The organism is Cupriavidus sp. (assembly GCF_057315035.1).
The window spans coordinates 119,393-144,891 of sequence record NZ_DBHKYV010000007.1; the positions used below are offsets into that span (position 1 = coordinate 119,393).

The 25,499-nt window shown below is 63.6% G+C and carries 22 protein-coding genes; 10 read left to right on the forward strand and 12 right to left on the reverse strand.

Annotation, left to right across the window (positions count from 1 at the left end):
- Positions 1–5: 5 nt before the first annotated feature.
- Positions 6–1,001 (reverse strand): SDR family oxidoreductase, encoded by a 996-nt coding sequence (locus ACO550_RS12680; protein WP_315592012.1) that lies wholly within the window; start codon positions 999–1,001, stop codon positions 6–8.
- A gap of 240 nt (positions 1,002–1,241) precedes the next feature.
- Between ACO550_RS12680 and ligD the strand changes: the two genes are divergently transcribed.
- The 5 genes from ligD to ku all read left to right on the forward strand — a co-directional run bounded on the left by ligD (position 1,242) and on the right by ku (position 7,521).
- Complete coding sequence (ligD, locus tag ACO550_RS12685) at positions 1,242–3,830, forward strand: DNA ligase D (RefSeq protein WP_315592011.1); 2,589 nt, start codon at positions 1,242–1,244, stop codon at positions 3,828–3,830.
- Positions 3,831–3,998: 168 nt separating this feature from the next.
- Positions 3,999–4,151 (forward strand): hypothetical protein, encoded by a 153-nt coding sequence (locus tag ACO550_RS12690; RefSeq protein WP_315592010.1) that lies wholly within the window; start codon positions 3,999–4,001, stop codon positions 4,149–4,151.
- Positions 4,152–4,341: 190 nt separating this feature from the next.
- Positions 4,342–6,357 (forward strand): response regulator, encoded by a 2,016-nt coding sequence (locus ACO550_RS12695; RefSeq protein ID WP_315592009.1) that lies wholly within the window; start codon positions 4,342–4,344, stop codon positions 6,355–6,357.
- A gap of 27 nt (positions 6,358–6,384) precedes the next feature.
- Entirely contained in the window at positions 6,385–6,534 is a 150-nt protein-coding gene (locus tag ACO550_RS12700) for a hypothetical protein (protein WP_315592008.1), read from the forward strand.
- Between the two features lie 6 nt (positions 6,535–6,540).
- Positions 6,541–7,521, forward strand: a complete 981-nt coding sequence (gene ku / locus ACO550_RS12705) for a non-homologous end joining protein Ku (protein WP_315592007.1) — start codon at positions 6,541–6,543, stop codon at positions 7,519–7,521.
- A gap of 136 nt (positions 7,522–7,657) precedes the next feature.
- Here the strand turns inward: ku and ACO550_RS12710 are convergent, their stop codons facing one another.
- The 5 genes from ACO550_RS12710 to ACO550_RS12730 all read right to left on the reverse strand — a co-directional run bounded on the left by ACO550_RS12710 (position 7,658) and on the right by ACO550_RS12730 (position 12,125).
- The gene (locus ACO550_RS12710) at positions 7,658–8,119 is read right to left on the reverse strand and encodes a BON domain-containing protein (RefSeq protein ID WP_315592006.1); all 462 of its coding nucleotides are present in this window, start codon (positions 8,117–8,119) and stop codon (positions 7,658–7,660) included.
- A gap of 310 nt (positions 8,120–8,429) precedes the next feature.
- The gene (locus ACO550_RS12715) at positions 8,430–8,693 is read right to left on the reverse strand and encodes a hypothetical protein (RefSeq protein WP_315592005.1); all 264 of its coding nucleotides are present in this window, start codon (positions 8,691–8,693) and stop codon (positions 8,430–8,432) included.
- 188 nt (positions 8,694–8,881) lie between these two features.
- Positions 8,882–9,631, reverse strand: a complete 750-nt coding sequence (locus ACO550_RS12720) for an NYN domain-containing protein (RefSeq protein ID WP_485994865.1) — start codon at positions 9,629–9,631, stop codon at positions 8,882–8,884.
- 298 nt (positions 9,632–9,929) lie between these two features.
- Positions 9,930–10,916: a tripartite tricarboxylate transporter substrate-binding protein gene (locus ACO550_RS12725; protein WP_315592003.1), complete on the reverse strand. Its 987-nt coding sequence runs from the start codon at positions 10,914–10,916 to the stop codon at positions 9,930–9,932.
- A 102-nt stretch (positions 10,917–11,018) separates the two neighbouring features.
- Positions 11,019–12,125, reverse strand: coding sequence for a hypothetical protein (locus ACO550_RS12730; protein ID WP_315592002.1), 1,107 nt, complete (start codon positions 12,123–12,125; stop codon positions 11,019–11,021).
- A 149-nt stretch (positions 12,126–12,274) separates the two neighbouring features.
- Between ACO550_RS12730 and ACO550_RS12735 the strand changes: the two genes are divergently transcribed.
- On the forward strand, positions 12,275–13,219 hold the full coding sequence (locus ACO550_RS12735; RefSeq protein WP_315592001.1) for a LysR substrate-binding domain-containing protein: 945 nt from the start codon (positions 12,275–12,277) through the stop codon (positions 13,217–13,219).
- Between the two features lie 9 nt (positions 13,220–13,228).
- On the opposite strand, the gene ACO550_RS12740 is transcribed toward ACO550_RS12735, so the two are convergent.
- Both ACO550_RS12740 and pobA read right to left on the reverse strand, forming a co-directional pair.
- Positions 13,229–15,907 carry a tannase/feruloyl esterase family alpha/beta hydrolase gene (locus ACO550_RS12740; protein WP_315592000.1) on the reverse strand — a complete coding sequence of 893 codons (2,679 nt, stop codon included), beginning with the start codon at positions 15,905–15,907 and terminating at the stop codon, positions 13,229–13,231.
- A 130-nt stretch (positions 15,908–16,037) separates the two neighbouring features.
- Positions 16,038–17,234: a 4-hydroxybenzoate 3-monooxygenase gene (gene pobA / locus ACO550_RS12745; RefSeq protein ID WP_315591999.1), complete on the reverse strand. Its 1,197-nt coding sequence runs from the start codon at positions 17,232–17,234 to the stop codon at positions 16,038–16,040.
- A 127-nt stretch (positions 17,235–17,361) separates the two neighbouring features.
- On the opposite strand from pobA, the gene ACO550_RS12750 reads away from it, so the two are divergent.
- Entirely contained in the window at positions 17,362–18,255 is an 894-nt protein-coding gene (locus ACO550_RS12750) for a helix-turn-helix domain-containing protein (protein WP_315591998.1), read from the forward strand.
- Positions 18,256–18,267: 12 nt separating this feature from the next.
- On the opposite strand, the gene pcaDC is transcribed toward ACO550_RS12750, so the two are convergent.
- The 4 genes from pcaDC to pcaH all read right to left on the reverse strand — a co-directional run bounded on the left by pcaDC (position 18,268) and on the right by pcaH (position 22,230).
- The gene (gene pcaDC / locus ACO550_RS12755) at positions 18,268–19,446 is read right to left on the reverse strand and encodes a bifunctional 3-oxoadipate enol-lactonase/4-carboxymuconolactone decarboxylase PcaDC (RefSeq protein ID WP_315591997.1); all 1,179 of its coding nucleotides are present in this window, start codon (positions 19,444–19,446) and stop codon (positions 18,268–18,270) included.
- 12 nt (positions 19,447–19,458) lie between these two features.
- The gene (locus tag ACO550_RS12760) at positions 19,459–20,847 is read right to left on the reverse strand and encodes a 3-carboxy-cis,cis-muconate cycloisomerase (RefSeq protein ID WP_315591996.1); all 1,389 of its coding nucleotides are present in this window, start codon (positions 20,845–20,847) and stop codon (positions 19,459–19,461) included.
- Between the two features lie 95 nt (positions 20,848–20,942).
- Positions 20,943–21,512: a protocatechuate 3,4-dioxygenase subunit alpha gene (pcaG, locus tag ACO550_RS12765; protein WP_315591995.1), complete on the reverse strand. Its 570-nt coding sequence runs from the start codon at positions 21,510–21,512 to the stop codon at positions 20,943–20,945.
- Between the two features lie 4 nt (positions 21,513–21,516).
- Entirely contained in the window at positions 21,517–22,230 is a 714-nt protein-coding gene (gene pcaH / locus ACO550_RS12770; protein ID WP_315591994.1) for a protocatechuate 3,4-dioxygenase subunit beta, read from the reverse strand.
- A 98-nt stretch (positions 22,231–22,328) separates the two neighbouring features.
- Here pcaH and ACO550_RS12775 point away from each other — a divergent pair, with 98 nt between their 5' ends.
- The 3 genes from ACO550_RS12775 to ACO550_RS12785 all read left to right on the forward strand — a co-directional run bounded on the left by ACO550_RS12775 (position 22,329) and on the right by ACO550_RS12785 (position 25,487).
- Positions 22,329–23,270, forward strand: a complete 942-nt coding sequence (locus tag ACO550_RS12775; RefSeq protein WP_315591993.1) for a LysR substrate-binding domain-containing protein — start codon at positions 22,329–22,331, stop codon at positions 23,268–23,270.
- A gap of 198 nt (positions 23,271–23,468) precedes the next feature.
- Positions 23,469–24,854, forward strand: coding sequence for an MFS transporter (locus tag ACO550_RS12780; protein ID WP_315591992.1), 1,386 nt, complete (start codon positions 23,469–23,471; stop codon positions 24,852–24,854).
- A gap of 126 nt (positions 24,855–24,980) precedes the next feature.
- Positions 24,981–25,487: a shikimate kinase gene (locus tag ACO550_RS12785; protein ID WP_315592111.1), complete on the forward strand. Its 507-nt coding sequence runs from the start codon at positions 24,981–24,983 to the stop codon at positions 25,485–25,487.
- Positions 25,488–25,499 lie beyond the last annotated feature (12 nt).

Sequence of the window (25,499 nt, forward strand, 5' to 3'; positions counted from 1 at the left end):
CTGGGCTACCCGCGCCGGCGCATCTGCACCATGGCGGCCATGGCCGCCGATGCGCCCACCACCAGCGCGGTGGTCAGCAGGGGATGGCGCGAGGAGGTCGTGTATGCGCACGACTGCAGCGCACGCCGGTTACCCGACCGTTCCCTCAGGCTGTTGCCGGCGCCATGCAATGCGTTGTCGTCGCGCGGGCCGGCCGGTGCATCGGTCTGCTGTGCGCGTCCCATGAACCGCCGCATAAAGCGGTCGAAGGTATGCGGTGCATGATAGGCGGCCGCGGAAAACGCCTTGGCCGACGCGCCCACGAACATGTCGCGCCGCGGATGCTCGGCGGCAAACAGGATGGCGTCTGCTGCCAGTGCCGGGTCGTACAGCGGTGGGGCGAGACGCGGCTCCACATGCAGGAAGTTCTTGGCATGCGTCACCATCGGCGTATCGAGCCCGGCGGGCTTGATCAGCGTGACCCAAACCGGGGCCTTCTCCTGTTCGAGTTCCAGCCGCAGCGAATCAGTGAACCCCTTGATCGCATGCTGTGACGCAGCGTACGCGCCCTGCAAGGGCATGGGTCCATCACAGGCCTCGCTACCCATGTTGATGATCGTCCCGCCGTGCTGCCTCATATGCGCGGCTGCCGCCAGCGAACCGTGCACCACGCCCCAATAGTTGGTTTCGAACAGCTTGCGCTGGTCCTCCAGCGGTACATCGTCATGACGGCCGAAGATCGTCACCCCGGCGTTGTTGATCCAGGTATCGAAGCCGCCAAAATGCTCGATCGCCGCCTGCGCCACGCGGGCAACATCGTCATGCTTTCCCACATCAGCGGTTACCGTGATGACTTCGGTACCGTGCTCGCGCAGTTCTTCCGCCAGCTTGTGCAGCGCATCTTCGCCACGTGCCACCAGAACCAGCCTGGCGCCCAACGATGCAGCCTTGCGTGCCGTAACAAGTCCCACACCACTGCTGGCGCCTGTGAGCACAATCACTTGCGAGCCAATCTTTTTCATGGTTTTCGTCCTGTCTTTCAAGGTTGAACTGAACCCCTTGGCTCGTCGCACATCCTGTGCCTGCACCCAAAATCGTAGGGCTCGCGCACTCCGGTACTGTGCAGTGCAACAGGCGCGGTCAGGAATTACAAATACGGTAAAGTCCGCCGGCCATGTAGGACCCTGTAGGACGACGGCTGCTTTCGCGCGCGACGTGCGCTGCATAAGCTGAAGTCACCGCTTTCTTGCCAGGCCGCCCATATGCCCAAGTCCTCAGCAGCCGAAGCCCCCTTGGGCAAATACCAGCGCAAGCGCAACTTCGGCGCTACGCCGGAGCCCAGCGGCAAGAAGCCGGGCCGCGCAGGCTCGGGCACACGGGGCGCCCATGCGTTCGTGATCCAGAAGCACGCGGCCAGGCGTCTGCACTACGATTTCCGGCTTGAACTCGACGGCACGCTCAAGAGCTGGGCCGTTCCCAAGGGCCCCAGCTACGATCCGGCGGACAAGCGGATGGCGGTCCATGTCGAAGACCATCCGCTCGACTATGCCGATTTCGAAGGGGTGATTCCGGCCGGCCATTACGGCGCGGGAACCGTGATCGTCTGGGACCGTGGTGTCTGGATTCCCGACGAGGATCCGGAAGCCGGCTATCGCGACGGCAAGCTGAAGTTCGAACTGCGCGGAGAAAAGCTGCAAGGCCACTGGACGCTGGTACGCATGGGCGGCAAGAAGCAACGCGACGACAATGCGTGGTTGCTGATCAAGGAGCGAGACGAACATGCGCGGCCTGCGTCGGAGTTCGACGTCGTGGATGCGCTGCCCGATAGCGTCATGGCCGGCACCGCGAAGGCCACGCGAACCGGCAAGTCCGCAAGGGCCAAGTCAAGAACCGCAGGCAGGAAATCGGCACCCGCCGTGCCCACGCTGCCGAAGGGCGCCCGGAAAGCCGCGCTGCCGTTGACCTTTGCCCCCCAGTTGGCCACGCTGGTTGACCACCCTCCTTCCGATCCCTCGCAATGGCAATACGAGATCAAGTTCGATGGCTACCGGATCATGGCCCGCATCGATGGCGACGATGTGCGCCTGTTCACGCGCAACGGCAATGACTGGACCGCGAAGCTGCGCGCGCTGGCGGCCGAGATCGCCAGCCTGGGATGGCCCGATGGCTGGCTCGATGGTGAAATCGTGGTGGTCGATGCGCATGGCATTACCGATTTCCAGGCGCTGCAGAACGCCTTTGAGACATCGCATGCGGAAGCCGTCCAGTTCTACGCGTTCGACCTGCCCTGGTACTCGGGCCACGACCTGCGCGCGGTGCCGCTGGCCGAGCGTCGTACGCTACTGCACAGCCTGTTGCGCGACCACACCTCGGGCCGAGTGCATTTCAGCGACAACTTCGAGGGTGCCCCCACGGACATGCTCGACGCGGCCTGCCGCATGAAGCTCGAAGGCATTATTGGCAAGCGTATCGACGCGCCGTACGTAAGTTCGCGGGCTGCCTCCTGGATCAAGCTCAAGTGCCAGAACCGGCAGGAATTCGTGATCGGCGGATTCACCGATCCAAAGGGTAGTCGTAGCGGCTTGGGGGCGCTGCTGCTCGGCCTGCATGATGGCGAAGGCAGGCTACGCTATGTGGGCAATGTCGGCACCGGCTTTGACACCGCAATGCTCGACACACTGCGCAAGCAGCTCGAGCCGCTGCGTACCGACGACACCCCTTTCGATCCGCTGCCGCGCGGCATCAAGGGACATTGGGTCAAGCCAAAGCTGGTGGCCGATGTCACGTTCGGCGCGTGGACCCGCGAAGGCCGCGTGCGGCATTCGGTGTTCCATGCGCTACGCACCGACAAGCCGGCGGCCGCGGTCAAGCTGGAATTGCCTGCCAGCGCCGACGCCCAGGGCAGTACGAAGTCGCAGGGCCGTGCGAAGAAGACAAGCGGAGCCTCGGCGTCCAGAAAGACCGCCATCGGCAACCTGGCCATCAGCCATGCCGAGCGCGTGATCGACAAGTCCACCGGGCTGACCAAGGGTGACCTCGTTGCCTACTATGCACGCGCCGCCGCGCTGATGCTGCCGCACCTGAAAGGCCGCCCGCTGGCGCTGGTACGTGCACCATCGGGCATCGACGCCGAGCAGTTCTTCCAGCGCCACGGCGACACGCTCAATGTAAAAGGCATCAAGGCCCTCGACCCGGCGCTCTGGCCTGGCCATCCGCCGTTACTGGAGATCACTACGCCGGCAGCCATAGTCGGCGCGGCGCAACTCAATGTCGTCGAGTTCCATACCTGGAATGCCAAGGCACGCAAGCTCGACAAGCCGGACCAGATCGTCTTCGATATCGATCCCGGCGAGGGCGTGAACTGGCGCACGATCCAGGAAGGCGCCAGCCTGATGAAGGCCCTGCTCGATGCGCTGGAACTGCGGTGCTTCCTGAAGACCAGCGGCGGCAAGGGGTTGCATATCATGGTCCCGCTCTCGGCGCGCGCGGATTGGGACGCCGTACGAGGCTTTGCGCAGGACGTGGTCACCCATATGGCCCGCACGATTCCCGACCGTTTTGTGTCGAAGAGCGGTCCGCGTAACCGGGTTGGCAAGATTTTCATCGATTACCTGCGCAATGGTGTCGGTGCTACCACCGCCGCGGCGTTTTCCGCCCGGGCGCGCCCGGGCCTGGGCGTTTCGGTCCCCGTCAGTTGGGATGAACTCCCCGAACTGACCGGCGCGGCCCAGTGGACCATCGCCAATATCGACGACAGGCTCGACGAATTGGCACGACACGACCCATGGGCCGGCCACGACAAGGTACGCCAGACGCTGACGCGCGCGCGCAAACTGCTCGACGGCGCATGACGCGCTGAGGCGCGACTGGCCCGCAGGCATCGGCCATCGACACCACGCTACTGCGTCCCGTCTCGCTGTCGGCGTCCGTCTGTCAGCCAGCCGGCCATGTGCGGCATGGTTCTTGCCACTGTTGATGGAAATTACAGGCCCACGGCCATCCGCAGCAAGGCAAAACCGATGAGACAAGACCCCGATCCGTGGTTCTCGAGTGAATTCTGGCAACGCGCCATCCTTGGGATTCTCACGCTCGCACTGGCGTATCTGCTGGCTTCGCCGGCCGATGCGGCAACCACCGACCGCTGCTCGCCATCGACTGCCATCGTGCCTTGAACGGATCAGGCTCAAGAATGCAACGCGTCAAAGTTACAAAGGATATGGTCGGAATGAAGGTAAAAAATACAATTCAGGAGATGAAGGGGCCACCTGAGGTCTCCGCCATCGACAACGGCGTGATGTGGCCTCATCCGGGTTTCCCGCATTCCGCCCTAATCACTGCGGCATGCCCTGCCGCCTGCCAGCCATGAATGCCACGCCCGCCCATCCCACGCGCCGTCCGCTGGTCCTCAACATCGAGGGCCGCGAGGGACCGCGCTACGTCAAGAGCCGCATCCTGAACCGTGCGGAGTTCTCGGTACTCGAGGCTGCCGATGGCCAGACCGCGCTGTCGCTGGTACGCCAGCACGCGCCGGATCTCGTGGTCCTGTCGGCGCAGCTTTCCGACATCGACGGACTCGAGGTGTGCCGCCTGATCAAGGGCGATCCCCAGACCGCGCGGACCATGGTGTTGCTGACGTCCCCCGGCATGACCGATTCGCATCGGCGTGTACAGGCGCTCGATGGTGGCGCTGACAGCTTCCTGGTGGAACCAGTGGAACCGGAGGAGCTGATTTCCAATATCAAGGCCTTGCTCCGCATGCGCGGTGCCGAAGACGCCTATCGGCGCACGTCACAGGCGTTGCACGAGAATGAAGACCTGTTCCGCCAGTTGGCGGAAGCGTTGGCGGATGTGGTCTGGATTCTCGACCCCACGAGCCACCGCTTCCTGTTTGTCAGCCCGGCGTTCGAGGGCCTGTGGGGCCGGCCAGCCGAGGCCATGAAGCAGGATCCGATGCAGTGGCTGCGCTGGCTGGTGCCAGAAGACCAGCCACGCATGGAGACGGAATGGAAGAGCATGCTGCGCGACGGCAAGCTCGATACGGAGTTTCAACTCGAACGTCCCAATGGCGAGATCCGCGAAGTGCATATGCGCGCGTTTCCCGTACGCGGTGCCGACGGACAATGCCTGCGTGTCGCCGGCATCTGCCAGGACGTTACGCGTCACAATCGCGCCGAGCGCGCGCTGCATGACGAAGAGCGACGCAAGGATGAGTTCCTGGCCATGCTGGCCCACGAACTGCGCAATCCGCTGGCGCCGATGCGCAGCGCCGTGGATTTGCTGCAGCAGTTCTCGCCATCGCGTGAAGACATGTTCCGCGCGCGTGACATCATCGGCCGGCAACTGCATCATCTGACCCGTCTGGTCGATGAATTGCTCGATGTCTCCCGCTTCAACCAGGGCAAGATTACCCTGCGGCGGGACCTGGTGGAGCTGCGCGGTGCGTTGAATACCGCCATCGAGACCGTGCGCCCATTGCTGGATGCGCGCCGTCATTCGCTACGCCTGTCGCTGCCGGAGCAACCACTGCCGGTTCGTGGCGACATGGTGCGACTCACCCAGATCTTTGCCAACCTGCTCCATAACGCCGCCAAATACACGCCAGAGGGCGGGCAGCTTGCAGTGGAGGCTACCGCCGCCGATGGAAAGGTCATGGTGCGCGTGCTGGACAACGGCACCGGCCTGTCTCACGCCTTGCAGCGCCAGTTGTTCGATCCGCTTGCACCGTCGATTGCCGGCGCCGATGCGGCAACGCGAGCCGTTGGCGAGCACGATGACCGGCCGGAAACAGGCAACGCCATGGCCGTTAGCAATAGCGACCCCGACAGTTTCGCGGCACGCGAGGGCGCCGGCATTGGCCTGACGCTGGTGCAGAAGCTTGTGACACTGCATGGCGGCAGGGTCAGTGCCGAGAGTCCCGGACGGAACCAGGGCAGTACCTTCATGGTGGAATTGCCCGTGGAACCCTGGCAGAACTGGCACCCGCCTACCAGCAAGACGCGCATGTTGCCGGGAGCTGCCCACACGATCATGCTCGTCGACGACAACGTCGATGCGCTTGAAGCCATGACAATGACACTGGAGACGCTCGGCCATACCGTGGTAACCGCGGCCGACGGCCAGAGTGCGATCGAGCGCGCGGCCAGCGTTCGTCCCGATGTGGTGCTGCTCGACCTGGGCATGCCGGCCATGGATGGCTTTGAAACCGCGCGGCGCCTGCGTGAAATTCCCGAGCTGTGCAATGCGCGACTCGTCGCACTGACCGGCTTCGGCCAACCTGATGATCGCCGCCGTACCCGCGCGGCGGGCTTCGACCTGCATCTGGTAAAGCCCGCGGATCTTACCGCGCTGACAAGATTGCTTGATGAACTCGATGCCTGACGTAGCGATGTCTTGACAAGGAGGCCAATGCATATCACGCCCGAACCCGATATCACACCGCCGAAACCGGAAGTCCCGCCGCCGGAGCCACCCGACATGAACCCCGAGCCGGTCAGCGATCCACCGCCGGGCGATGTACCACCCCCGCCGCCACAGCGCGCGCAGCGGTTGCATTGACACGCCATGTCACGCGTCATCTGGAAAGGTGCCATCAGTTTTGGGCTCGTGAATATCCCGGTGGCCGTAAAGCCCGCCGCGCGATCTCACTCGCTTGATCTTGACCTGCTCGACAAACGCGACATGGCGCCGGTGGGCTATCAACGAATCAACAAGCACACCGGCAAGCCGGTGCAACGCGACGATATCGTCAAGGGCTACCAGTACGGGAAAGACGAGTACGTGGTGCTTAGCGACGAGGATTTCCGGCAGGCCAATGTGGAAGCCACGCAAACCGTGGACATTGTGAGTTTTGTCGACGCGGCAGCGATTCCACCGTACTACTTCGACACGCCCTACTACCTGGAACCTGACAAACGCGGGGAACGCGGCTACGCCTTGCTGCACGAGACCATGCGCAAGACCGGACGCGCCGCACTGGCGCTGGTGGTCTTGCGCAATCGGCAGCATCTGGCTGCGCTACTGGTGGCAGGCAAGGCGCTGGTGCTCAATACGATGCGTTTCGCCGACGAAGTCGTGCCGGTCGAAGACCTGAGCTTGCCCGGCGGCAAGAAGCATGCGGCCAGTGCGCGAGAGGTTCAGATGGCAGCAAAACTCGTGGAGGACATGACGGAAGACTGGAAGCCCGAGCAATACCACGACAGTTATCGAGAAGACTTGCTCGCGCGCGTGCATGCCAAGGTCAAGGCCGGCAAGACCCACCTGTTGACACCGGCCGACGAGGCCGACGACGGTGCGCCATCGGCACGCAAGGGTGCCAAGGTCATCGACATGATGGCACTGCTCAAGCAGAGCCTTGGCCAGAACGGCAAGCGCGGCGCTACGAAGTCTTCCACCAAATCTGCAGGCGCGGCGAGCAAGGCAAGCACGAAGAGCAAGCGTGAAAACGCGAAGAAGGCCGTGGCAAAAAAGGCCGTGTCAAAGAAAGCTGCCTCCGCAAAGGCATCAACTTCGTCCAATGCCACCGGCCGGCGCAAGGCTGCCTGATTCGAGGGACAAGCACGAAGAGCACAAAGAAAAAGAGCCGCGACACGTGGGATGGTCGCGGCTCAGCGCAGGGCGACCGAAGCCGCCGCGCATCATCAACCGATAATCTGACTGGTGCGACTGCTTAGTGCACTGACTAGTGCGCTGACACCTTCAGGTTGTTATTGACGGAGTCCACGCCTTCAACCGAGCGCACCGTGTCCAGCGCCAGTTGACGCTGATCCTGGCTGGGCACCGAACCCGTCAGGTTCACCACGCGGTCCTTGGTCTTGACGTGAATGCCGGTGGACTTCAAATCCTTTGCAGCAAGCAATTTGGTCTTGATCTTGGTAGTCAAGGCACTGTCGGTGACCGTCTGCTTGGCATTGTCGACGCTTGCATCCGTTTTTGCACCTGTCGAAGCAGCAGGCAACTTTTCCTTGTCGCCTTCCATACGGCCCGGCATGCCCGGTGCATTGTTATTCGGCGTATGCGTGGCAGTGTTGTTGGTGACATCGGCCACCTTCATGAAGCCACCGCTATCCAGCGCGAATGCACTGCCCGTGGCGGCAAGCGCGGCAACCATCAGTGACACACGCAGAGTCTTTACAGTTTTCATGGTGCTATCTCCTTGTTAGCGTTTGAAACGGAATGAATCAAGTTCAATCAATTGGATTCGATTCAGTTCCGGTCGAGTTCCTGTTCACTCGTTGAACCCTGTCGGATTAGCCATGATCTGCAAGATGTGGGCCAGAAGAGTGCAATGGCCCGCTAGTACCGATACCTGCAGGATTTCCGCCGATTTCGAACATGGTGTTACACGGCGATGACCCACTTCGTGTGAAAAGCATGCATGCGTTGTAAATCGCGGCATGGTCGATGTCTCGCATCCATTACCTGTATGTCTGACAGATGCCATACCCCACACATTAGGCAGTGGCACACCGCTTGCTCATAGAAGAACGCGGCAGCCCCGCCGCGACATGGAGACAGCAATGGGACAGCAGCAAGGTAGCCAACCCCCATCGGGTCAACCCCAATCGGGACAAAAGCAGCAAGAGCAGTCCGGCCAGCGCGGCGGCCAGCAGCAAGGCGGTCAGGATCAGCAACGCCAGCAAGGTGGCGGCCAGATGGGTAATCAGGACAAGGGCTCCGGTCAGCATCAACAGCAAGACCAGGGTCGTCAGCAGCAAGGTGGCTCGCAACAGCAGCAGGACAAGAGCCGCCAACAGTAGTAACCCGTTGGATCGTCTTTCCCGGGTCCCGCAGTGACATCTCCACGGTTGTCACGCTCGCCTTGAAACCAGGGCACTCCACAGAAACGGGACCCACCGCCGGAACGTTCGCGAGAACGTTCCGGCGTCTTATTTTTTCCATGAGTTCAGGTTGGCACCGGGTCAAAGTCCACTGACCGCGGCCATCGCCACGAATGCGCAACGCTATCCCTCTCAGCGAGGCGAGCCTTTCTGTCCGGCCGAGGGCATGTGGACCGCACGCCGTCGACGTGCTCCTGCAATCCTTTGGGAACGTGTTGCCACATCGGATCAAGGATGAAATCCACGCCTTCGCGACGCGCAAGCTTGGCGGCTGGAATAAAGTCCGCGTCGCCAGCTATCAGCACGATCTGACGCACCTGCCGTTTAAACGCAAGGGACGAGACGTCGAGCCCGATACGCATGTCCACGCCCTTCTGCCTCGTGACCACCCGTACGTCGTCCTCAGTTAGATCGTCTACTCTCAACCTGCGTTTAAGCAAGTCCTCGATGCGTGCGGGCTTGATCGTCCAGCTCGTATCACTGGAAAGGTGTCCCAGGCGAAGCGCCACTTTTCGCTTCTGCTGTAGTTCGGCGTGCAAGGCGCGACGAAAATTTGCTTCGTCGGAGTCGCCGAACGAGATCACTCGTTTTGAGATGGGATTGTGGAGCTTCTTGACAAGTGGCGGGCAGTCGTAAAAGAAAATCCGGTACAGGTCTCGGACGAAGTTCGCACCGTTCCAGGTCTGCTGCAAATGTGCAATCGCCCAGCGATACACGCATTCGGCTGCATGGCCTGCATCGTATGCGTGCTCTGGTTCGATTTCTCGGTAGCGTTTAATAAAGTAGGCGCCATCGACCAGTATGCCTGTAGGCATTTTGTCCACCATCCTCGCCGGATACAACTGCCCGCACCAAATAGAAACGCCCAGGGGTTTGGCGCTTCCAAAATCACGGGGGAATACGCTTACTGCCAAGGGCGGGATGAGCGAATCCTAGCAACTGCTTTTGGGCACGGCAAGCGGGTCGGGTTGCCTCACAGCCAGCCGGCGGCAGTGCTCAGCATCGAACTTCAAAGGCCCCTCCCCTGAATCCCTTAGCTCATGCGGCCTGTTGTGAATCTGTGTCTAATTTTGAGAGGAATCTGATTCTGAATCGTAGCTTCCATGCAGTCCCTCACGCAAGCCGATCCGCCACCGATGCAATCGCCTGCCGCCACACCTCGCGCTGGCGATCAAGGTAGTCCACGGCGGCTTGTCCGGTCAGGCTCAATGGCTCCGCGCCATCTTGCGCCAGCCGTTGTCGCAACGACGGATCATGCAGCAGTATTGCCAGCCGCATCGACAGCGCAGTCTGCCGTGACGCGGACATGCTCGATGCAGCCAGCACGCCGTACCACGCGTCCTGCCACATGCCCTGTATGCCGGCTTCCGCAAACGTCGGAACCGTTGGTGCCAGCACGCTGCGGGACCTGCCCGTGACAGCCAGTGCCCGCACCCGGCCTTGTCGCATCAGTGGCAGCGCTGCCTGCAAGGTGCTGACCAGCAGCATCACGTGCCCGCCCTGCAGGTCGACCAGTGCGCGTGCACTGCCTGGATAAGGAATATGCGTCATCGTGACACCGGCCCGACGGCACATCAGTTCGCCTACGAGGTGGGCACTCGAATGGATGCCCAGCGATGCATAGGCAATCTCACCGGGGCGCTCTCGCGCCTGCGCAAGCCGCTGCAACAGCGCGTCGCGCGCACCGCTGGCGCCCGGCCGTGTGCCATCGCCGGCAACCAGCAGCACATGCGGCGTGCTGGCAACGATCGCCAATGGCTGCAACGGCCTGACTGGCATTTCGGGAGAACTTGCCAGCAGCGGGCCGATGCTGATTGACCCGACCGTGCCCAGCAACAAGGTTGGCCGCTCAGCGCTGGCGCGTGCGGCCTCGTGCATGGCGATCTGCCCCGCCGCCCCGGGCCGGTTCTCGACGATGGTCGGCTCGCCGTCGCCAGTGAGGCTGTCCGCCACCAACCGCGCCACGTGATCGGCACCGCCTCCCGCGGCGTACCCTACCAGCAGATGCAGCGGCTCGGCAGCGGCAAACGATAGCGTGGAACGCGCAAGCGGCAGCATCAGCAATGCTGCCGTGATGCGCCGACGAACGGGAACTGACATGAAGGCAGAAGGCGGGGCGAAGGGCTGCCGGCATCGTAGCACCGGCTGCCAATGTCCGCCGCCCGGGCAAACCCACCCGGAACGCTGCTTTCCGCCCGGGCCTTACAACTGCGGCGCGCGGCAGGCCGCACCGCTTGGGTTGGCACCCGGATCCATGCCGAAGACCGCCCGCGCACCGCATTGCGAGCCGAACATGTGCGCCTGGTCGTGCCCGACGCCAACCACCTCGAACGACCGATGCGCGCTGGCCTGGGCCGGCGTGGCCAGGTGCTGTTCATAGCGCCAGTAGCCGCGCGCACGCTGCAGGCGCGTCGGCCCCTCGGCTTCCGCGCCGCACGCCTTGTCCAGCACGCGATGATTCGGATCGTTGTCCTCGCTGCCGACGAGATAGGTCACCTGGCGCTGCATATAGCGCCGGTAGAGCGCCATGCCGCTGGCACCCTTCGCATAGGCGACCATGTCGCCCATGCCGTAGCGGTATTTGTCGTAATCGGCGCAGACCGTGGTGCTGTACGGCGCAAAACGCTTGTAGTCGGGTGCCACGGGACGATCTGCGGTGAAATACAGGTACGACGAAGGGTTCGCCACCACGTAGCGCAGGTCGACCCCGCTTGCACGCACCTTCTCGTCCACGTTGTTGAGTACCGCATAGCGATGAACGATCTGCGCCCCGCCCGAATGCCCGGCAACCGTCACCTTGCTGACCAGCGGCAAGCGCTTCTTGTCCGTCACATAGGCAACCAGATCGTCCAGCACCTGCAGCGAACTGGTGCCTGCACCGGGACCCGACACCGCATCCTCGCCACCAATCCAACCCTGCACGGTCCACACCGGCAGGTTGTCGAAATGCTTTGCCGCGTCGGGTGTCCCCGGGAAATTCGGCGCGATCAGCAGCACCTCGTCGGCATTCCTTCCGCTCGCCTTCAATAGCGCCGCACCGGCCGCGTAGTAGTCATCGCCATTGCGTTGCAGGCCATGCTGGACAAAGACGACTTCGCGAATGCGGCTCAGGTCGCCGTCGAGCCGATGGTTGGCGTACACCGGAAAGTCATAGCCCGCACCGGCGCCAAGATGCACGCGCTGCCATTGTGGCTTTGCCGCAGCCGCCGACGCTGAAGGCTCGCCGTGCCGGCTGGCGCAGCCAGCGAGCACGATGACCGCGCTCACTGCAAGCAAGGCAAGGGGTGGGATTCGACGGGCCTGGCGCATGGTGTCTCCTTATTTCTGTCCTGGCTGTTTTTAGTGCCATGAATCATGGCCGCCCGAAGGTATCGGGCAAAACGCCAATACTAAGCCCGTATGCGCCGCTCGTAAAATATATGGATTACAAAGATTCCATATCTACGGGATATACCAAGATGGAGTTGAGACACCTGCGCTACTTCCTGGCCGTGGCGGACACGGGGTCGGTCACGCGCGCCGCCATACAGCTCGGCATCCAGCAACCGCCGCTTTCCCAGCAGCTCAAGTCGCTGGAGGCCGAACTTGGCGTGACACTGTTCGAGCGTCAGCCAAGAGGCGTGGCGTTGACGGCCGCCGGCGCCGCGTTCCATGCCGATGCGGTCGACCTGTTCGCGCGTATCGACCAGATGCGTGCCCGCATGCAGCGCATGGCACGGGGTGACGAAGGATCGCTGTCGATTGGCTTTACCAGTTCCGCGGCCGCACACAAGCTTACGCCCGAAGTGCTGCGCGCATGTCGCCGGCAATTCCCGCGCGTGGCGTTGTCACTGACCGAGTGCAATGCCGCCGAGGCGATCGAGCGACTTGCCGATGGCACGTTGAATGCCGCGCTATTGCGTGCGCCGGTACAGCACCCTGAAGGCGTGCGCTTCGATCTTCTGCTCGAGGAAGAGATGGTGATCGCGCTGCCGCTCGATCATCCGCTTCTGCGGCGGCGCGCAGCGCGCGGCCAGGGCGCCACCATGCCGGTGTCCTTGAAGGAACTGGCCTCGGACCCGTTCATTCTGGTGCGGCGTCCTGGCGCACCAGGCATGTACGGAGACCTGTTACGCGAGTGCGAAACCCTGGGATTCACGCCACAGATCGGCGCGGAAGTCGAGCGCATGCTGACGAACCTGAACCTCGTGGCTGCCGGTGCCGGTGTCAGCGTGGTCCCTGCGTCGATGGCCGGGCTGAACCGGCATGGCGTGGCCTACTGCAAGATGGTGGAAGCAGATCGCCTGCGCGCGCCACTGACCCTCGGCTACCGCGAGGGGCAGGACGATGCCGCACTGGTTGCGCTGGTCGCGTTGACCCACCGGATCGCAGCGCGGCATCGAAAGAAGGCGCAGGAAGACTGACGCCTGGCGTCAGTGCAGCAGGCCGATCTCGAACTTGCCCGTGGTGGTGCCAATCAGCAAGCCCCCGTTGTACAGGTACGATGCGGTCACCCCGCCCGTGGCCCCGATCACACCGGGCACTGGCGTGTTGTAGGCGAGCGTCCCCGACACGCCGTTGCGGACGATGCTGGTCCCGCTCAGGTCCGCACTGACCTGTGCGCCGTCGGTAGCCAATACGCGATACGCGCCATCGGCCGCACCGGCAGCCAGACCCGCCGCCGCTTGCTGTGCGTAGATGTTCATGCCGTAAGCCGTTGCCGAGCGCGTCAGGATCAGCGGTACCGGGGCTCCGTTGACCATGCCGCTGATCAACGATCCGCTCAATACTCCATCGCCCGCGGCAATGGTGCCACCCACGAAGTAGTCGAACGCATTACGCGCCGCATTCCAGGCGATGTAACCCTTGGTGGTATTGGTGCACGCGGCGTCGTAGACGATAAAGCCGCCACCCGCGCTGGCCGCGCAGGTTTGCCACGTGGCCGCGGACGAACGCAGGCGTGCCGAACCGGTGCGCACCATGACCGAGCCGTCGGCCACTGCTGTCTGGATGCCGTTGACGTTGTAGATGTCGGCCACGGCCTTGTAGTCGGCGGAGACGTTCTGGAACGCCACCAAAGGCAGGAAGCCTGCACCCGATACCGGCTTCACACCGCCCGCCAATACCCCGCCGCCGGTCAACGTGAACTGCGCGCCGTTCTCGTCGCTGCCATAGGTGCAGCCACCCTGCGACACCAGTTGGCCCGATAGCACGGTGCTGGCAACGCGCTGTGCGCTGGCCTCGATCGTCACGGTGTATTTGAGCGTGGCCGGGTCGATACGGACCGACAGTTCTTCACCATTGGTATTGCCGCCCTTCCACGTGGTAGCCGTCGATGGCAGGTTCAGGCAGGACTGCACGATGCCCGACGCGCCTTCGCAGGTGTAGTTCACCGCTGCATCGGCGCTACCGGTGCCCTTGTACTTGGGCCACGACGGATACTGGCACAGTGGGCGCGTGCGTCCATAGGTGCCCGCATTGGTATCCATCACCGAACGCGTGCCCGGGGCCACGCCCATCTCGACCCAGTTTTCGAGCGCCGTCAGCGAATTCCACGCGGGCAGGAAACTGCCCGTACCGTGCCCCATGCCCGGTACCGTGTAGAAACGAATTCCCTGGTCGACCGCGGCCTGCCCCACCCGCGCGATCACGGCCTTGTACCACGCGATGGTCGAGTTCGGGCTGATCACCTCGTCGGCCAGGCCATGCAGCATGATCAGGCGGCCGCCCTTGCCCAGGAACGCCGACAGGTCAGGATTCGTCGCATCGGTCAGCGCCGACACGGCTTGCACGCGCGACGTCCAGCTGCCCGGATTGGCCGGATCGAATGTCAACGCATCGAACGTGGCGTTGCGCGTGACGAAGTATTTCACCCACTGGTCGCCGGTCACGTACATGTTGGCATCCGCGGTGGTTGCGGGGTTACCCGGCACGGCTCGCGTACCAAGGTCGCGCGAAGTGAATGGCCCGGCCACCAGCGCGCCTTCCATCAGGTTATAGCCACCCGCCACTGTCACGCCATTGGCCAGCGGATAGCCGAGCTGCAGGGGCTGCTCGATGGTCTTGACCGTGGCAATCTGCGCATCGGACAGGCAGGTGTCGCCGGTATCGGTGCCGCCCGCGCAACGCAGGCTGGCCAGCACCTGCAGGGCTCCGACGCGGCATCCTTCCACGTTGCTTACGACCTTGTCGGCCACGCCATCGAGCGTATCGCACGCGTCCATGGCGGCTTTCTGCACCATCAGTGTCTTGTTGATATTGAGCCAGCCAGCGCCACCATTGAGGTATAGCGCCCGGCCAACTGCAACGTTCGACAGCCGCGTACCGGTGTAGTTGAGCGCGGGCTCATTGGCAATCACGCCGGCATAGTCGGCTGGCCAGCGCTGGATATAGCTCAGCGCATCGCGCCCGCCCGTTGATGTTCCCAGGAAGTAGGCGCGCGTGGGGGCCTTGCCGTAGCGCTGCACGATCAACGCCAGCGCCACGTCGTGGGTCTTCTTGAGCGTATCGCCGCCGTAGTTTGCCAGCGCCTCGTCATTGGTGGCAAAGCGGCCATCGGTAATGCTCGAACTCTGGTGCCCTGAATCGTCACCCCAGGTTGCATAGCCACGCGCCAGCGGCGCGGGGTCATCGGGCAAGGCAAAGCGCACGGTCTCGGTTCCGTCTATCAGCGTGCCGTCGAATCCGCCGCCACCGAACTGGATACCCTTGCCGTTCCACTGCGTGGGCAGGTTCACTGCAAAGTTGATACTGGAAGACGAGGCATCGACGGGGGCAATCGCGCCGCGCACCTGGCAATACTCGCCGAGCGTGTTGCCCGTGGCGTTGGCGGCAATCAGCGTTGCAGCGTTGACGGTGACGCCACCCGATGCCAGCGTGAGGCTCGACGCCGGCAATGTCGTGCCATTCAACGCGTTACATGCATCCAGCGCGCTAAGCGCGGGCACGGATGGCACACCGCCTCCGCTGCCATCCTGTGCGCCTGCGCCATTGTTCGCGGTCGAGGTTGCGGCCGCGTCATCGCCACCGCCGCATGCCGTCACCATCAATGCCGCTGAGAGTGCGGCAGCCAGCAACCATGCATGGTGCTGTCCATTCGATCCCGATGTCATCGTTCGTCTCCTCCAATGCGCCCAGTACTTGTGCCGGAACGCTGGAGCCAGACGGTATCACCGGGACACCCCGACGTAAAATATATGCCAGATTACTTATTCATATTTTATGGATATGTCATGGGCGCGCTTAGCGCGGCAGTCCCACGTAGTTCTCTGCCAGCACGCGGCATGCGGCCTCGGAACCCACCAGATAGTCGAGCTCGGCCTGCTGGATGCGATGCGCGAAGTCGTCGGCATCGGGAAAGCGATGCAGCAGCGACGTCATCCACCATGAGAAACGCTCGGCCTTCCAGACCCGGGCCAGGCATTTTTCGGAATACCGGTCCAGTTCGCTCTCATCGTCGTGCTGGTAGTGCGCGATAAATCCATCGGCAAGGTAGAGCACGTCACTGGCCGCCAGGTTCAGGCCCTTGGCACCAGTCGGCGGTACGATATGCGCGGCATCGCCGGCCAGGAACAGCCGGCCAAAGCGCATGGGCTCGCAGACGAAGCTGCGCAGCGGCGCGATACTCTTCTCGATGCTGGGTCCCGTGACCAACGATTCGGCCGCTGCGGGATCGAGACGGCTGCGCAGTTCATCCCAGAAGCGTTCGTCGGACCAGTGCTCCGGATTCTCGCTGGCGGGCACTTGCACATAGTACCGGCTACGCGTCTTCGAGCGCATGCTGCATAGCGCAAAACCACGCGCATGGCTGGCGTAGATCAGTTCATCGGCCACCGGTGGCGTCTCCGACAGGATGCCCAGCCATCCAAACGGATACACGCGCTCGAAAATCCGCTTCGATGTATCCGGCACGCTGGCACGGCTGACGCCATGAAATCCGTCGCATCCCGCAATGAAGTCGCAGGCTACCTCATGCTCGACACCATCCTTGTGATAGCGCACGCGCGGACGCTTGCCGTCGAAGTCATGCAACGACACGCCTTCGGCCTCGTAGACAGTCGGCACACCCGCAGCCTCGCGCGCCGCCATCAGGTCGCGCGTGACTTCGGTCTGCCCATACACAGTCACATCGCGGCCAATCAGCGCATGAAAATCGATATGGTGCCGGGCTCCGCCGAACGACAACTCGATGCCGTGGTGCACCAAGCCTTCTTCACGCAAGCGCGCGTCCACACCGGCACGCTTCAGCGCTTCGACGGTCACGCACTCGAGAATGCCCGCGCGAATGCGGCCCAGCACATACTCGGGGCTGCGCTGTTCGATCACGATGTTGTCGATGCCGGCTACGGTCAGCAGCTGCCCGAGCAGCAAGCCCGCCGGACCTGCGCCGACGATGGCGACACGGGTGGAATGGGAAATGCGGGAGCCATTGGGGGCCATGGCGTGTCTCCTGGTTTGAATATCGTTGTTGGGCTAACGATAAGGTGTTGCGCGCATTGCCGGAATGGACAGATCGAACCAAGAACGTGAAAATCCGAACATTGCCGGTTTCACGCAGCGCGCCCCCATGAAAATCGTTCCAACCTACTCGCTCTACGGCGTCAATTCCTCGGAACCGCTGCTGGATCAGCTGCATTTCGAATCGATTGCATCGCGCAGCCAGCTCTATGAATGGGAGATCAAGCCTCACCGGCATGAACGCTTCCTTCAAATTCTGTACATCCATGGCGGCAGCGGCGAGGCGTTGCTCGATGGCAGGCGCGAACGGCTGGCCAGTGGTTCACTGATCACGGTGCCGCCTCATCATGTGCATGGTTTCGTGTTCGCGCCGGACGTGGACGGCATCATCGTCACCATGACCGACAGCTACTTGCGCACACTGCTGGCCGGCGTACCGGGCACGCTGACGCTGTTCGAGCATCCGCGTCACGATGACGTGGGTCACCATCACGCACTGGCCAGCGCGCTGACGATGTTCAGGAACGAGATGGAATCGGTCGCGCCGTGGCGTGGCGCATCGCTGTCGGCGTTGCTTACGCTCGTGCTGGTGGGAATTGCGCGCATCGCCGAGGCATCGGCACCGGCCAAGGCGCAAGCCAGTAGCCGGCCGGCGCGGCATTTCCGGCAGTTCCAGCAATTGCTGGAGACCGACTACCGCGTACAGAAGGACATCACGCACTACGCCGACACCATCGGCGTGACGTCGACCCAGCTCAACCGTATCTGCCGGCAACTGGCAGGGCAAAGCGCGCTTCAGCTAATTCATGCGCGCGTGCTGGCAGAAGCCCAACGCGACCTGCTGTTCAGCGATCTGGATATCAAGCAGATTGCGTTGACACTGGGCTTTGCCGACGCGGGCTATTTTTCACGCTTCTTTGCCAGGCTGGCTGGCCAGACGCCCACGGCATTTCGCGAATCTGGCCGTGCGCGCCTGCCCGCGTTTGCCACACGGGCAGGTTGAAGACCGCCGCGCTCAGTGACGCGCGCGATCGACTTCGGTGAAGACTTCCTCGGCCATATGGAAGGCCGAGTTGGCGGCCGGCACGCCGCAGTAGATGGCGGTCTGCAGCAGCACTTCCTTGATCTCGTCGCGCGTCACGCCATTGTTGGCCGCCGCACGAAGATGCAGCTTCAGTTCTTCGGCGCGGTTCAGCGCCACCATCATCGCGATGGTAATCAGGCTGCGCGTATGGCGCGGCAAGCCTTCGCGCGTCCAGATTTCCCCCCACGCGTAGCGCGTGATCAGGTTCTGGAATTCCTCGTTCAATGGTGTCAGCTTTTGCAGCGAACGATCGACATGGCTACTGCCCAGCACTGCACGCCGCACCGACAGTCCGGCGTCGTAGCGTGCCGCGTCATCGGTCACGGGCAGCCGGCCGCTGATGAAGTCGAGCAATGCCGCCGTAAAGCGGCCCGGCTGCTCGCGATTGGAAAGATGCGCCGTACCCAGTTCCACATAGCACGCATCCGGAATCGCCTCGGCCAGCGCCCTACCCTCCGCGGCCGTTGTCGACGGATCGTCGCTGCCAGCAATCACCAGCACCGGAATGCGGATCGTCTTCACGGCCTCGCGCAGGTCGGCATCGCGCAAGGCCGTGCAGCCAAGCGCGTAGCCACGTGGATCCAGCCCCTGCAGCACCGCGCGCAGATCGTCGAGCGCACGGTCGGACGTCATGCGGAAAACCTCGGTAAACCAGCGCCCCATCGATGCCTCGACCAGCGGGGCCATGCCATCGCGCAATACACCGTCGATGCGTGCGGTCCAGGACTCCGCCGTGCCGATCTTCGGCGCGGTATTGGCCACGATGACTTTCGAAAAGCGCTCGGGCGCGTTCACGGCCAGCCATTGGCCAATCAGGCCACCAATCGACAAGCCGCAAAATGCCGCTTGCGTGACCTGCAACGCATCGAGGATTGCGAGCACATCGCGGCTCAGGACCTCGACCGATGTGTCGGCCGCCTCGGTGGTGGAACGGCCGTGTCCACGCATATCGTGACGCACCACGCGAAAGCGGCCGGCCAGCGCGTCAGCCTGTGGCTTCCACATCGTGTGGTCGGTGCCCATCGAATTCGAGAAGATGATGACCGGCGCGGTGTCGGGGCCATCCACGGTGTAGAACAGCCGGGCGCCGGCATGATCGAGATAAGGCAAGGTGGTCTCCAGTCAGTCGTTGCTTCGGTTTGCGCACGTGTCGCGCCACGCGGTCACGGCAGCATCGGCAAAATTTGTGGATTGTCCCGCGTAGCGCGCGGGGTCACTGAGGCGGTCGAGCGTTGCCTCGTCGAGCAAACCCGCATGCGCGGGATCATCCGCCAGGGTTCGGGCCAGCGCCTCGCGCAGCGTGGTGCCCTGCGCCACGGCACGCCGCGAGGCATGCTCGACCAGATGGTGCGCAGGCAACCGTCCGATGCGCCGGCCCAGTTCGAGCATGGCGGCCTCGCCAAGGATCAGACCGTGCGTAATATCGAGATTGGCTCGCATGCGTGCCGCATCGACCTGCAGGCCAGCCACGACATCGCCCATCTGCCGCAGCGCACTGGCGGCCAATGCCACGATCTGCGGCAGCGTGTCCCATTCGGCCTGCCAGCCGCCCAGCGCTCGCTCATGTTCCTGCGTCATGCCTGCCAGCATGGTGGCCACCAGCGGCGGCACGCGCACGGCGGCGGTCAGCACTGCCGCACAGCCCACCGGGTTACGCTTGTGCGGCATCGTGCTGGATCCACCCCGCCCCGGGCCGCTTGGCTCGGCCACTTCGGCCACCTCGGTCTGCATCAGCAGCGAGATATCGCGTGCCATCTTGCCGAGCGTACCGGTCAGCATGCCAAGCATGGTGGCAACCTCCACCATGCGATCACGATGGGCGTGCCACGGCAGCACGGGAAGATCAAGCTGCAAGGCCTGCGCGAAATGGGCGGCAACCGCTGGTGCATCGTCGCCAAGGCTGGCCAGCGTGCCAGCAGCGCCGCCGAACTGCAACGAGCGCGCGTGCATGCGTGTCAGGTCGAGCCGCTCCAGATCGCGGCGCAGTGCATCGAGCCAGCCGCCGGCCTTCAGCCCGAACGTGGCAGGCAGCGCATGCTGCAACCATGTGCGAGCCACCATCGGCGTGGCACGATGCGTGTCGGCCAGCGCGGCACATGCATCGCCCAGGCGCAGCAGGTCCGCATCGATGGAACGCAAGGCATCCACCAGTTGCAGCACCAGTGCAGTGTCGATGATGTCCTGGCTGGTGGCACCCCAGTGAACATAGCGCCCGGCTTCCGCGTCGCGCTGCGTGACTGCGGCGGTCAATTGCTTGACGAACGGAATCGCAAGATTGCCTGCCGCAACCGCGGCTTGCGCCAGTGCATCGAAGTCGATCACTTCGGTATGCGCGCAGACTTCGGCAATCACCTGCGCTGCGCTATCTGGAATCACGCCGCATTGCGCTTCGGCAAGCGCCAGTGCGGCTTCCGTATCGAGCATGCGACGCACCGTACCGGCATCGGAGAAAACCTCCAGCACGGCCGGGCTGCCGAACATCGGGTCGGTCAGGCGGGAAAACGTAGGCATGGTCGTTGGGGGCGGACCGCTGGCAATGCGTGGATTGTGATGCAAAACGCGGCGCCGGTGTCAGCCGGCGCCGCGCTCAGGCGAAGTGGTTTGGATCAGATATCGAAGAACACCGTTTCTCCGGGCCCTTGCAACACGATATTCCAGCGATAACGATGCGATCCGTCTGCCTGGGCAATCAGCGTGGCGCGGCGTTCGGCCGGCACCAGCGCCAACACGGCATCCGCACCATTCGCGGCCGACTCGTCGGGAAAGTACATGCGCGTGGCCACATGCTTCACCAAGCCTCGCATGAAGACCGACACCATGATGTGCGGAGCTTGCGGCCGGCCATCGCCATCGGGCACGGCACCCGGCTTGACGGTGACAAAGCGGAATCCGCCATCGGCCTCGGTAGGCACGCGACCGAAACCGGTGAAGCCGGCAACCAGTGGCTCTTCGCGTGTGTCTTCCGGATGGCGATAACGCCCGGCGGGGTTGGCTTGCCAGATCTCGACCATGCCATCGGGCACGGGCTCGCCGCGACCATCGACGACACGGCCTTCGATCACGATGCGCTGGCCGGCCAGGTCAGGTGCGTCGGCGGTCAGGTCGGCGCAGTTGAGGCCGGTCAGGCCGATATGCAGGTAAGGACCTACGGTCTGGGATGCGGTGGCGTACAGCATGGCCTTACTCCATCGGCGTGGCGTCGCGGCCGCGCAGCACGATATCGAAACGGTAGCCGAGTGCGTACTCGGGTGCGGTGGTTTCCCAGTCGAACGCGGCAATCAGCCGGTTGCGCGCTTTTTCGTCGGGCACGCACTGGAAGATCGGGTCATAGGCCAGCAGCGGATCGCCCGGGAAGTACATCTGCGTGACCAGGCGCGTGGCGTAGGCGTTGCCAAACAGCGAGAAGTGGATGTGCTGCGGGCGCCAGGCGTTGTGGTGGTTGCGCCATGGATAAGCGCCGGGCTTGATCGTCTTGAACTGGTAGTTGCCGTTGGCGTCCGTGATCGTGCGGCCTTCGCCCGAAAAATGCGGGTCGAGCGGTGCATCGTGCTGATCGCGCTTGTGCGTGTAGCGTCCGGCGGCATTCGCCTGCCAGATCTCGATCAGCGCATTCGGCACCGGGCGGCCATTTTCGTCGAGTACGCGGCCGGTCACCAGCATGCGCTCGCCAATCGGCTCGCCGCCATTGCCGACGGTCAGGTCGTTGTCGCCGGCCCGCACGAACTCGGGGCCGAACAGCGGGCCGGTAACCTCCGACAGCGTTTGCGGCAACGCGATCAGTGGCTGCGCGGGCGAGCGCAATTGCGTCGAGGCATACGGGTCGAAACGGTATTCGGGTTGGGTGTCCCAGTACGGGCGGCGGTACTGGGCAAGGCGATCCGGGTGTGGGGGCATCGCGCTGTCTCCGTTGTTGTGTGTCGATGGGATCGACTGTATGCAGCGCCAGAAGTCATGTAAATTGAGATTTGGCGAAAATACGATGAATTTTTGTTATGGAAAGCTTGCCGTCGCCGGACACGTTTCGCAGCCGCATCCGGCTGCGCCACCTGCACTGCTTTGTCGCCGTGGCGCGGACCCAGCATCTGGGCCGGGCTGGCGAGCAACTGGGCCTGACGCAGCCGGCCGTGTCGAAAACGCTGACCGAGCTCGAGGAACTGGTGGGCACCCGGCTGCTGGTGCGCCAACGTGCCGGCACCGACCTGACCGCAGCCGGCATGCGCTTCCTGCGCCATGCGCTGAAGGTCCTTGAAGATCTCGACGCGGCCGCCGACAGCCTGGTTGGCGCCAATGCCCAGCGTCACGAGCGCATCCGCATCGGCGCCTTGCCGAGCATCGTGCCGGCGTTGTTGCTCGAGGCCGTCACGCAATTCCGCGCCAGTCATCCCGAGGTAGGCCTGGCCGTACAAAGCGGCATGAACCGCAACCTGATCGACCTGCTCAAGGCCGACATGCTCGACGTGGTGATCGGCCGCATGGACGATCCCGCGGCAATGGAGGGCTTGTGGTTCGAATCGCTGGCCGCCGAACCGCTGGTACTGGCCGTGCGCGCCGGCCATCCCCTGGCCGGCAACGCTCGCCCGACGATGCGCGAGGTGCTGGCGTGGCCGATGGTGGTTCCCGCCATCGGCTCGATTCCGCGCCACAGCACCGAAAGCCTGCTGGCACGGCACGGCTTTTCGCTGCCGGACGGCTGCCTCGAAACCGCCGACGCCTACCTTGGCCGGCTGGTTACGCAGCATGGCGATAGCGTCTGGGCGGCACCCTTGTCGGCAACACATCGGGCGGTGAACGCGGGCGAGATGGTGCTGCTGCCGCTGGACACCCAGGGCACCGAGGAACCGATCGGACTGCTGCGCCGAAGCGACCGGACGCTGGAGCCGGTGGCCGAAGCGTTTGCCGAATCCATTCGCACGATCGCGGCCCACCAGGCCTGAAAAATCCTCGCCTCGCATGCCATGCGTGCCACCGGGTTGCGGGTTAACGCCGATTCTGCGTCGGCAAAAACGCTGCGTATGATCCGTTCCTATTGAGAACTCACGTTCGCCCTTAGAACAAAGAGCGGACGTGTGCGCTGACAAGTGCTCGAAGAAGCTCAGCCGCACGATAGTAACGATCCAGAACGGAGACCAAGGATGTCCCAAGACCCGCGCCCCGCGACCGGCACGCTCGACGTGCAGTCATTCATCGACAACCATCGCTTCTCCGCGTATCAGTGGCTTATCCTGGCCCTATGTTTCATGATCGTCGCGATCGATGGCTTTGACACCGCCGCCATGGGTTACATCGCGCCGGCCCTGGTGCAGGAGTGGGGCATCGAGAAATCCTCGCTCGGGCCGGTGATGAGTGCGGCGCTGTTCGGCCTCGCATTCGGTGCGATTTTCGCGGGACCCATGGCCGACCGCGTGGGGCGCAAGAAGGTGCTGGTGCTGTCAGTGTTCTTCTTTGGCGCCTGTAGCCTGGCCACGGCATTCGCGCCCACCATCTGGTGGCTGACCGTGCTGCGCTTCCTGACCGGTATCGGTCTCGGCGCGGCCATGCCGAACGCCGTTACGCTAATGTCCGAGTACGCTCCGGCGCGCCGCCGCGCGATCCTCGTCAATACGATGTTCTGCGGCTTTCCGCTGGGCTCGGCCGCAGGCGGCTTCTTTGCGGCTGCGATCATTCCGCAATACGGCTGGCACAGCGTACTGGTGTTCGGTGGCGTGGTGCCGCTCGCGCTGGCCGTGCTGCTGGTGTCCGCACTGCCCGAGTCCATCCGCTACATGGTGGTACGCCAATACCCGGCCGACCAGATCCGCCGCGTGCTGGCGCGCGTGACCGGTGCCCGCCTTGACGACGTACGGGCATTTACGGTCAACGAGGCCGCCCCTGCCAGGACCTCGCCGGTCGGCACGGTGCTGGCCCCGCGCTATCGCGTGGGCTCCGCGATGCTGTGGGTCACGTATTTCATGGGCCTGGTGATTTTCTACCTGCTGACCAGCTGGATGCCGACGCTGATGAAGGATGCCGGGTTTTCGCTGCAGCGGGCGTCGCTGTTGACCGCGCTGTTCCCGCTTGGCGGCGGCATTGGCACGATTGCCGCAGGCTGGTTCATGGACCGCTTCAACCCCAACAAGGTGATCGCGTTCACCTACGCCCTGACCGGCGTGCTGATCTACACGGTCGGCCACGCGGCGGGCGGCGAACAGTTGGTGCTGGGCCTGCTGATCTTCCTGGCTGGTACGGCGATGAACGGCGCGCAGTCGTCGATGCCGACGCTGGCCGCGAGCTTCTACCCGACCCAGGGCCGCGCCACTGGCGTGGCATGGATGCTGGGCATCGGCCGGTTCGGCGGCATTACCGGCGCGTTGCTCGGCGCCGAGTTGCTGCGCCTGCATCTTGGTTTCGACATGATCTTCACGTTGCTGGCCGTGCCGGCATTCGTGGCCGCCGGCGCGCTGGTCATCAAGCAGGTCACGGGTCGTGCGTTGCCCGCGAACGACGCTGAGCCCGCCGGCAAAATGGCCTCCGGCCATTGAAACGCCCCACCTGGCGCGCCGCTTGCATGTATTACGTGCTACCGTTGCGCAGAACCATACGGCACGCCGTGGGGCACACACTTGGACCAGGACCTCGGCTCACGCAATCTTTTCTTCATCGGCTTCATGGGCGCCGGCAAGACGACGATCGGGCGAACCGTCGCGCGCCAGCTCGGCCGTCCGTTTCTGGATACCGACCATGAGATCGAGTCGCGCTGCGGCGTGCGCATCGCAACTATCTTCGAACTGGAAGGCGAGGAAGGCTTTCGCCGTCGCGAAACGCGCATCCTTGACGAACTGACGCGCCGCAGCGGCATCGTGCTGGCCACCGGCGGCGGCGCGGTGCTGCGCCCTGAAAATCGCGACATGCTACGCACGCGCGGCCACGTCATCTATCTGGACGCGACACTACCCGACCTGTGGCGCCGCACCCGGCGCAACCGCAATCGGCCCCTGCTGCAAACAGAGAATCCGCGCGAGCGCCTGGAGATGCTGTTTCGCGAGCGCGACCCGCTCTACCGGGAAATCGCCCACATCATCATGCCGGCGCATGGCGGCAGCGTGGCGCAGGCGGCCGCCACCGTGCTGGCGCAACTGGGGCTGGCGACCCCGGCCCCAGTCGCCCATGATTGAGCCTGTGACCGA

Excerpts from the sequence above, each read along its gene's own strand:
- ACO550_RS12735 (WP_315592001.1), top strand. The coding sequence starts at position 12,275 with ATGGAGTTGAGACACCTGCGCTACTTCCTGGCCGTGGCGGACACGGGG.
- ACO550_RS12785 (WP_315592111.1), top strand. The coding sequence starts at position 24,981 with ATGGGCGCCGGCAAGACGACGATCGGGCGAACCGTCGCGCGCCAGCTC.
- ACO550_RS12720 (WP_485994865.1), bottom strand. The coding sequence starts at position 9,631 with ATGCCTACAGGCATACTGGTCGATGGCGCCTACTTTATTAAACGCTAC.
- ACO550_RS12775 (WP_315591993.1), top strand. The coding sequence starts at position 22,329 with ATGGAAAGCTTGCCGTCGCCGGACACGTTTCGCAGCCGCATCCGGCTG.
- pcaG (WP_315591995.1), bottom strand. The coding sequence starts at position 21,512 with ATGCTGTACGCCACCGCATCCCAGACCGTAGGTCCTTACCTGCATATC.
- ligD (WP_315592011.1), top strand. The coding sequence starts at position 1,242 with ATGCCCAAGTCCTCAGCAGCCGAAGCCCCCTTGGGCAAATACCAGCGC.
- ACO550_RS12725 (WP_315592003.1), bottom strand. The coding sequence starts at position 10,916 with ATGTCAGTTCCCGTTCGTCGGCGCATCACGGCAGCATTGCTGATGCTG.
- pobA (WP_315591999.1), bottom strand. The coding sequence starts at position 17,234 with ATGGCCCCCAATGGCTCCCGCATTTCCCATTCCACCCGTGTCGCCATC.
- ku (WP_315592007.1), top strand. The coding sequence starts at position 6,541 with ATGTCACGCGTCATCTGGAAAGGTGCCATCAGTTTTGGGCTCGTGAAT.
- ACO550_RS12740 (WP_315592000.1), bottom strand. The coding sequence starts at position 15,907 with ATGACATCGGGATCGAATGGACAGCACCATGCATGGTTGCTGGCTGCC.
- pcaH (WP_315591994.1), bottom strand. The coding sequence starts at position 22,230 with ATGCCCCCACACCCGGATCGCCTTGCCCAGTACCGCCGCCCGTACTGG.
- ACO550_RS12690 (WP_315592010.1), top strand. The coding sequence starts at position 3,999 with ATGAGACAAGACCCCGATCCGTGGTTCTCGAGTGAATTCTGGCAACGC.
- ACO550_RS12710 (WP_315592006.1), bottom strand. The coding sequence starts at position 8,119 with ATGAAAACTGTAAAGACTCTGCGTGTGTCACTGATGGTTGCCGCGCTT.
- ACO550_RS12680 (WP_315592012.1), bottom strand. The coding sequence starts at position 1,001 with ATGAAAAAGATTGGCTCGCAAGTGATTGTGCTCACAGGCGCCAGCAGT.
- ACO550_RS12750 (WP_315591998.1), top strand. The coding sequence starts at position 17,362 with ATGAAAATCGTTCCAACCTACTCGCTCTACGGCGTCAATTCCTCGGAA.
- ACO550_RS12760 (WP_315591996.1), bottom strand. The coding sequence starts at position 20,847 with ATGCCTACGTTTTCCCGCCTGACCGACCCGATGTTCGGCAGCCCGGCC.
- ACO550_RS12730 (WP_315592002.1), bottom strand. The coding sequence starts at position 12,125 with ATGCGCCAGGCCCGTCGAATCCCACCCCTTGCCTTGCTTGCAGTGAGC.
- ACO550_RS12700 (WP_315592008.1), top strand. The coding sequence starts at position 6,385 with ATGCATATCACGCCCGAACCCGATATCACACCGCCGAAACCGGAAGTC.
- ACO550_RS12695 (WP_315592009.1), top strand. The coding sequence starts at position 4,342 with ATGAATGCCACGCCCGCCCATCCCACGCGCCGTCCGCTGGTCCTCAAC.
- ACO550_RS12780 (WP_315591992.1), top strand. The coding sequence starts at position 23,469 with ATGTCCCAAGACCCGCGCCCCGCGACCGGCACGCTCGACGTGCAGTCA.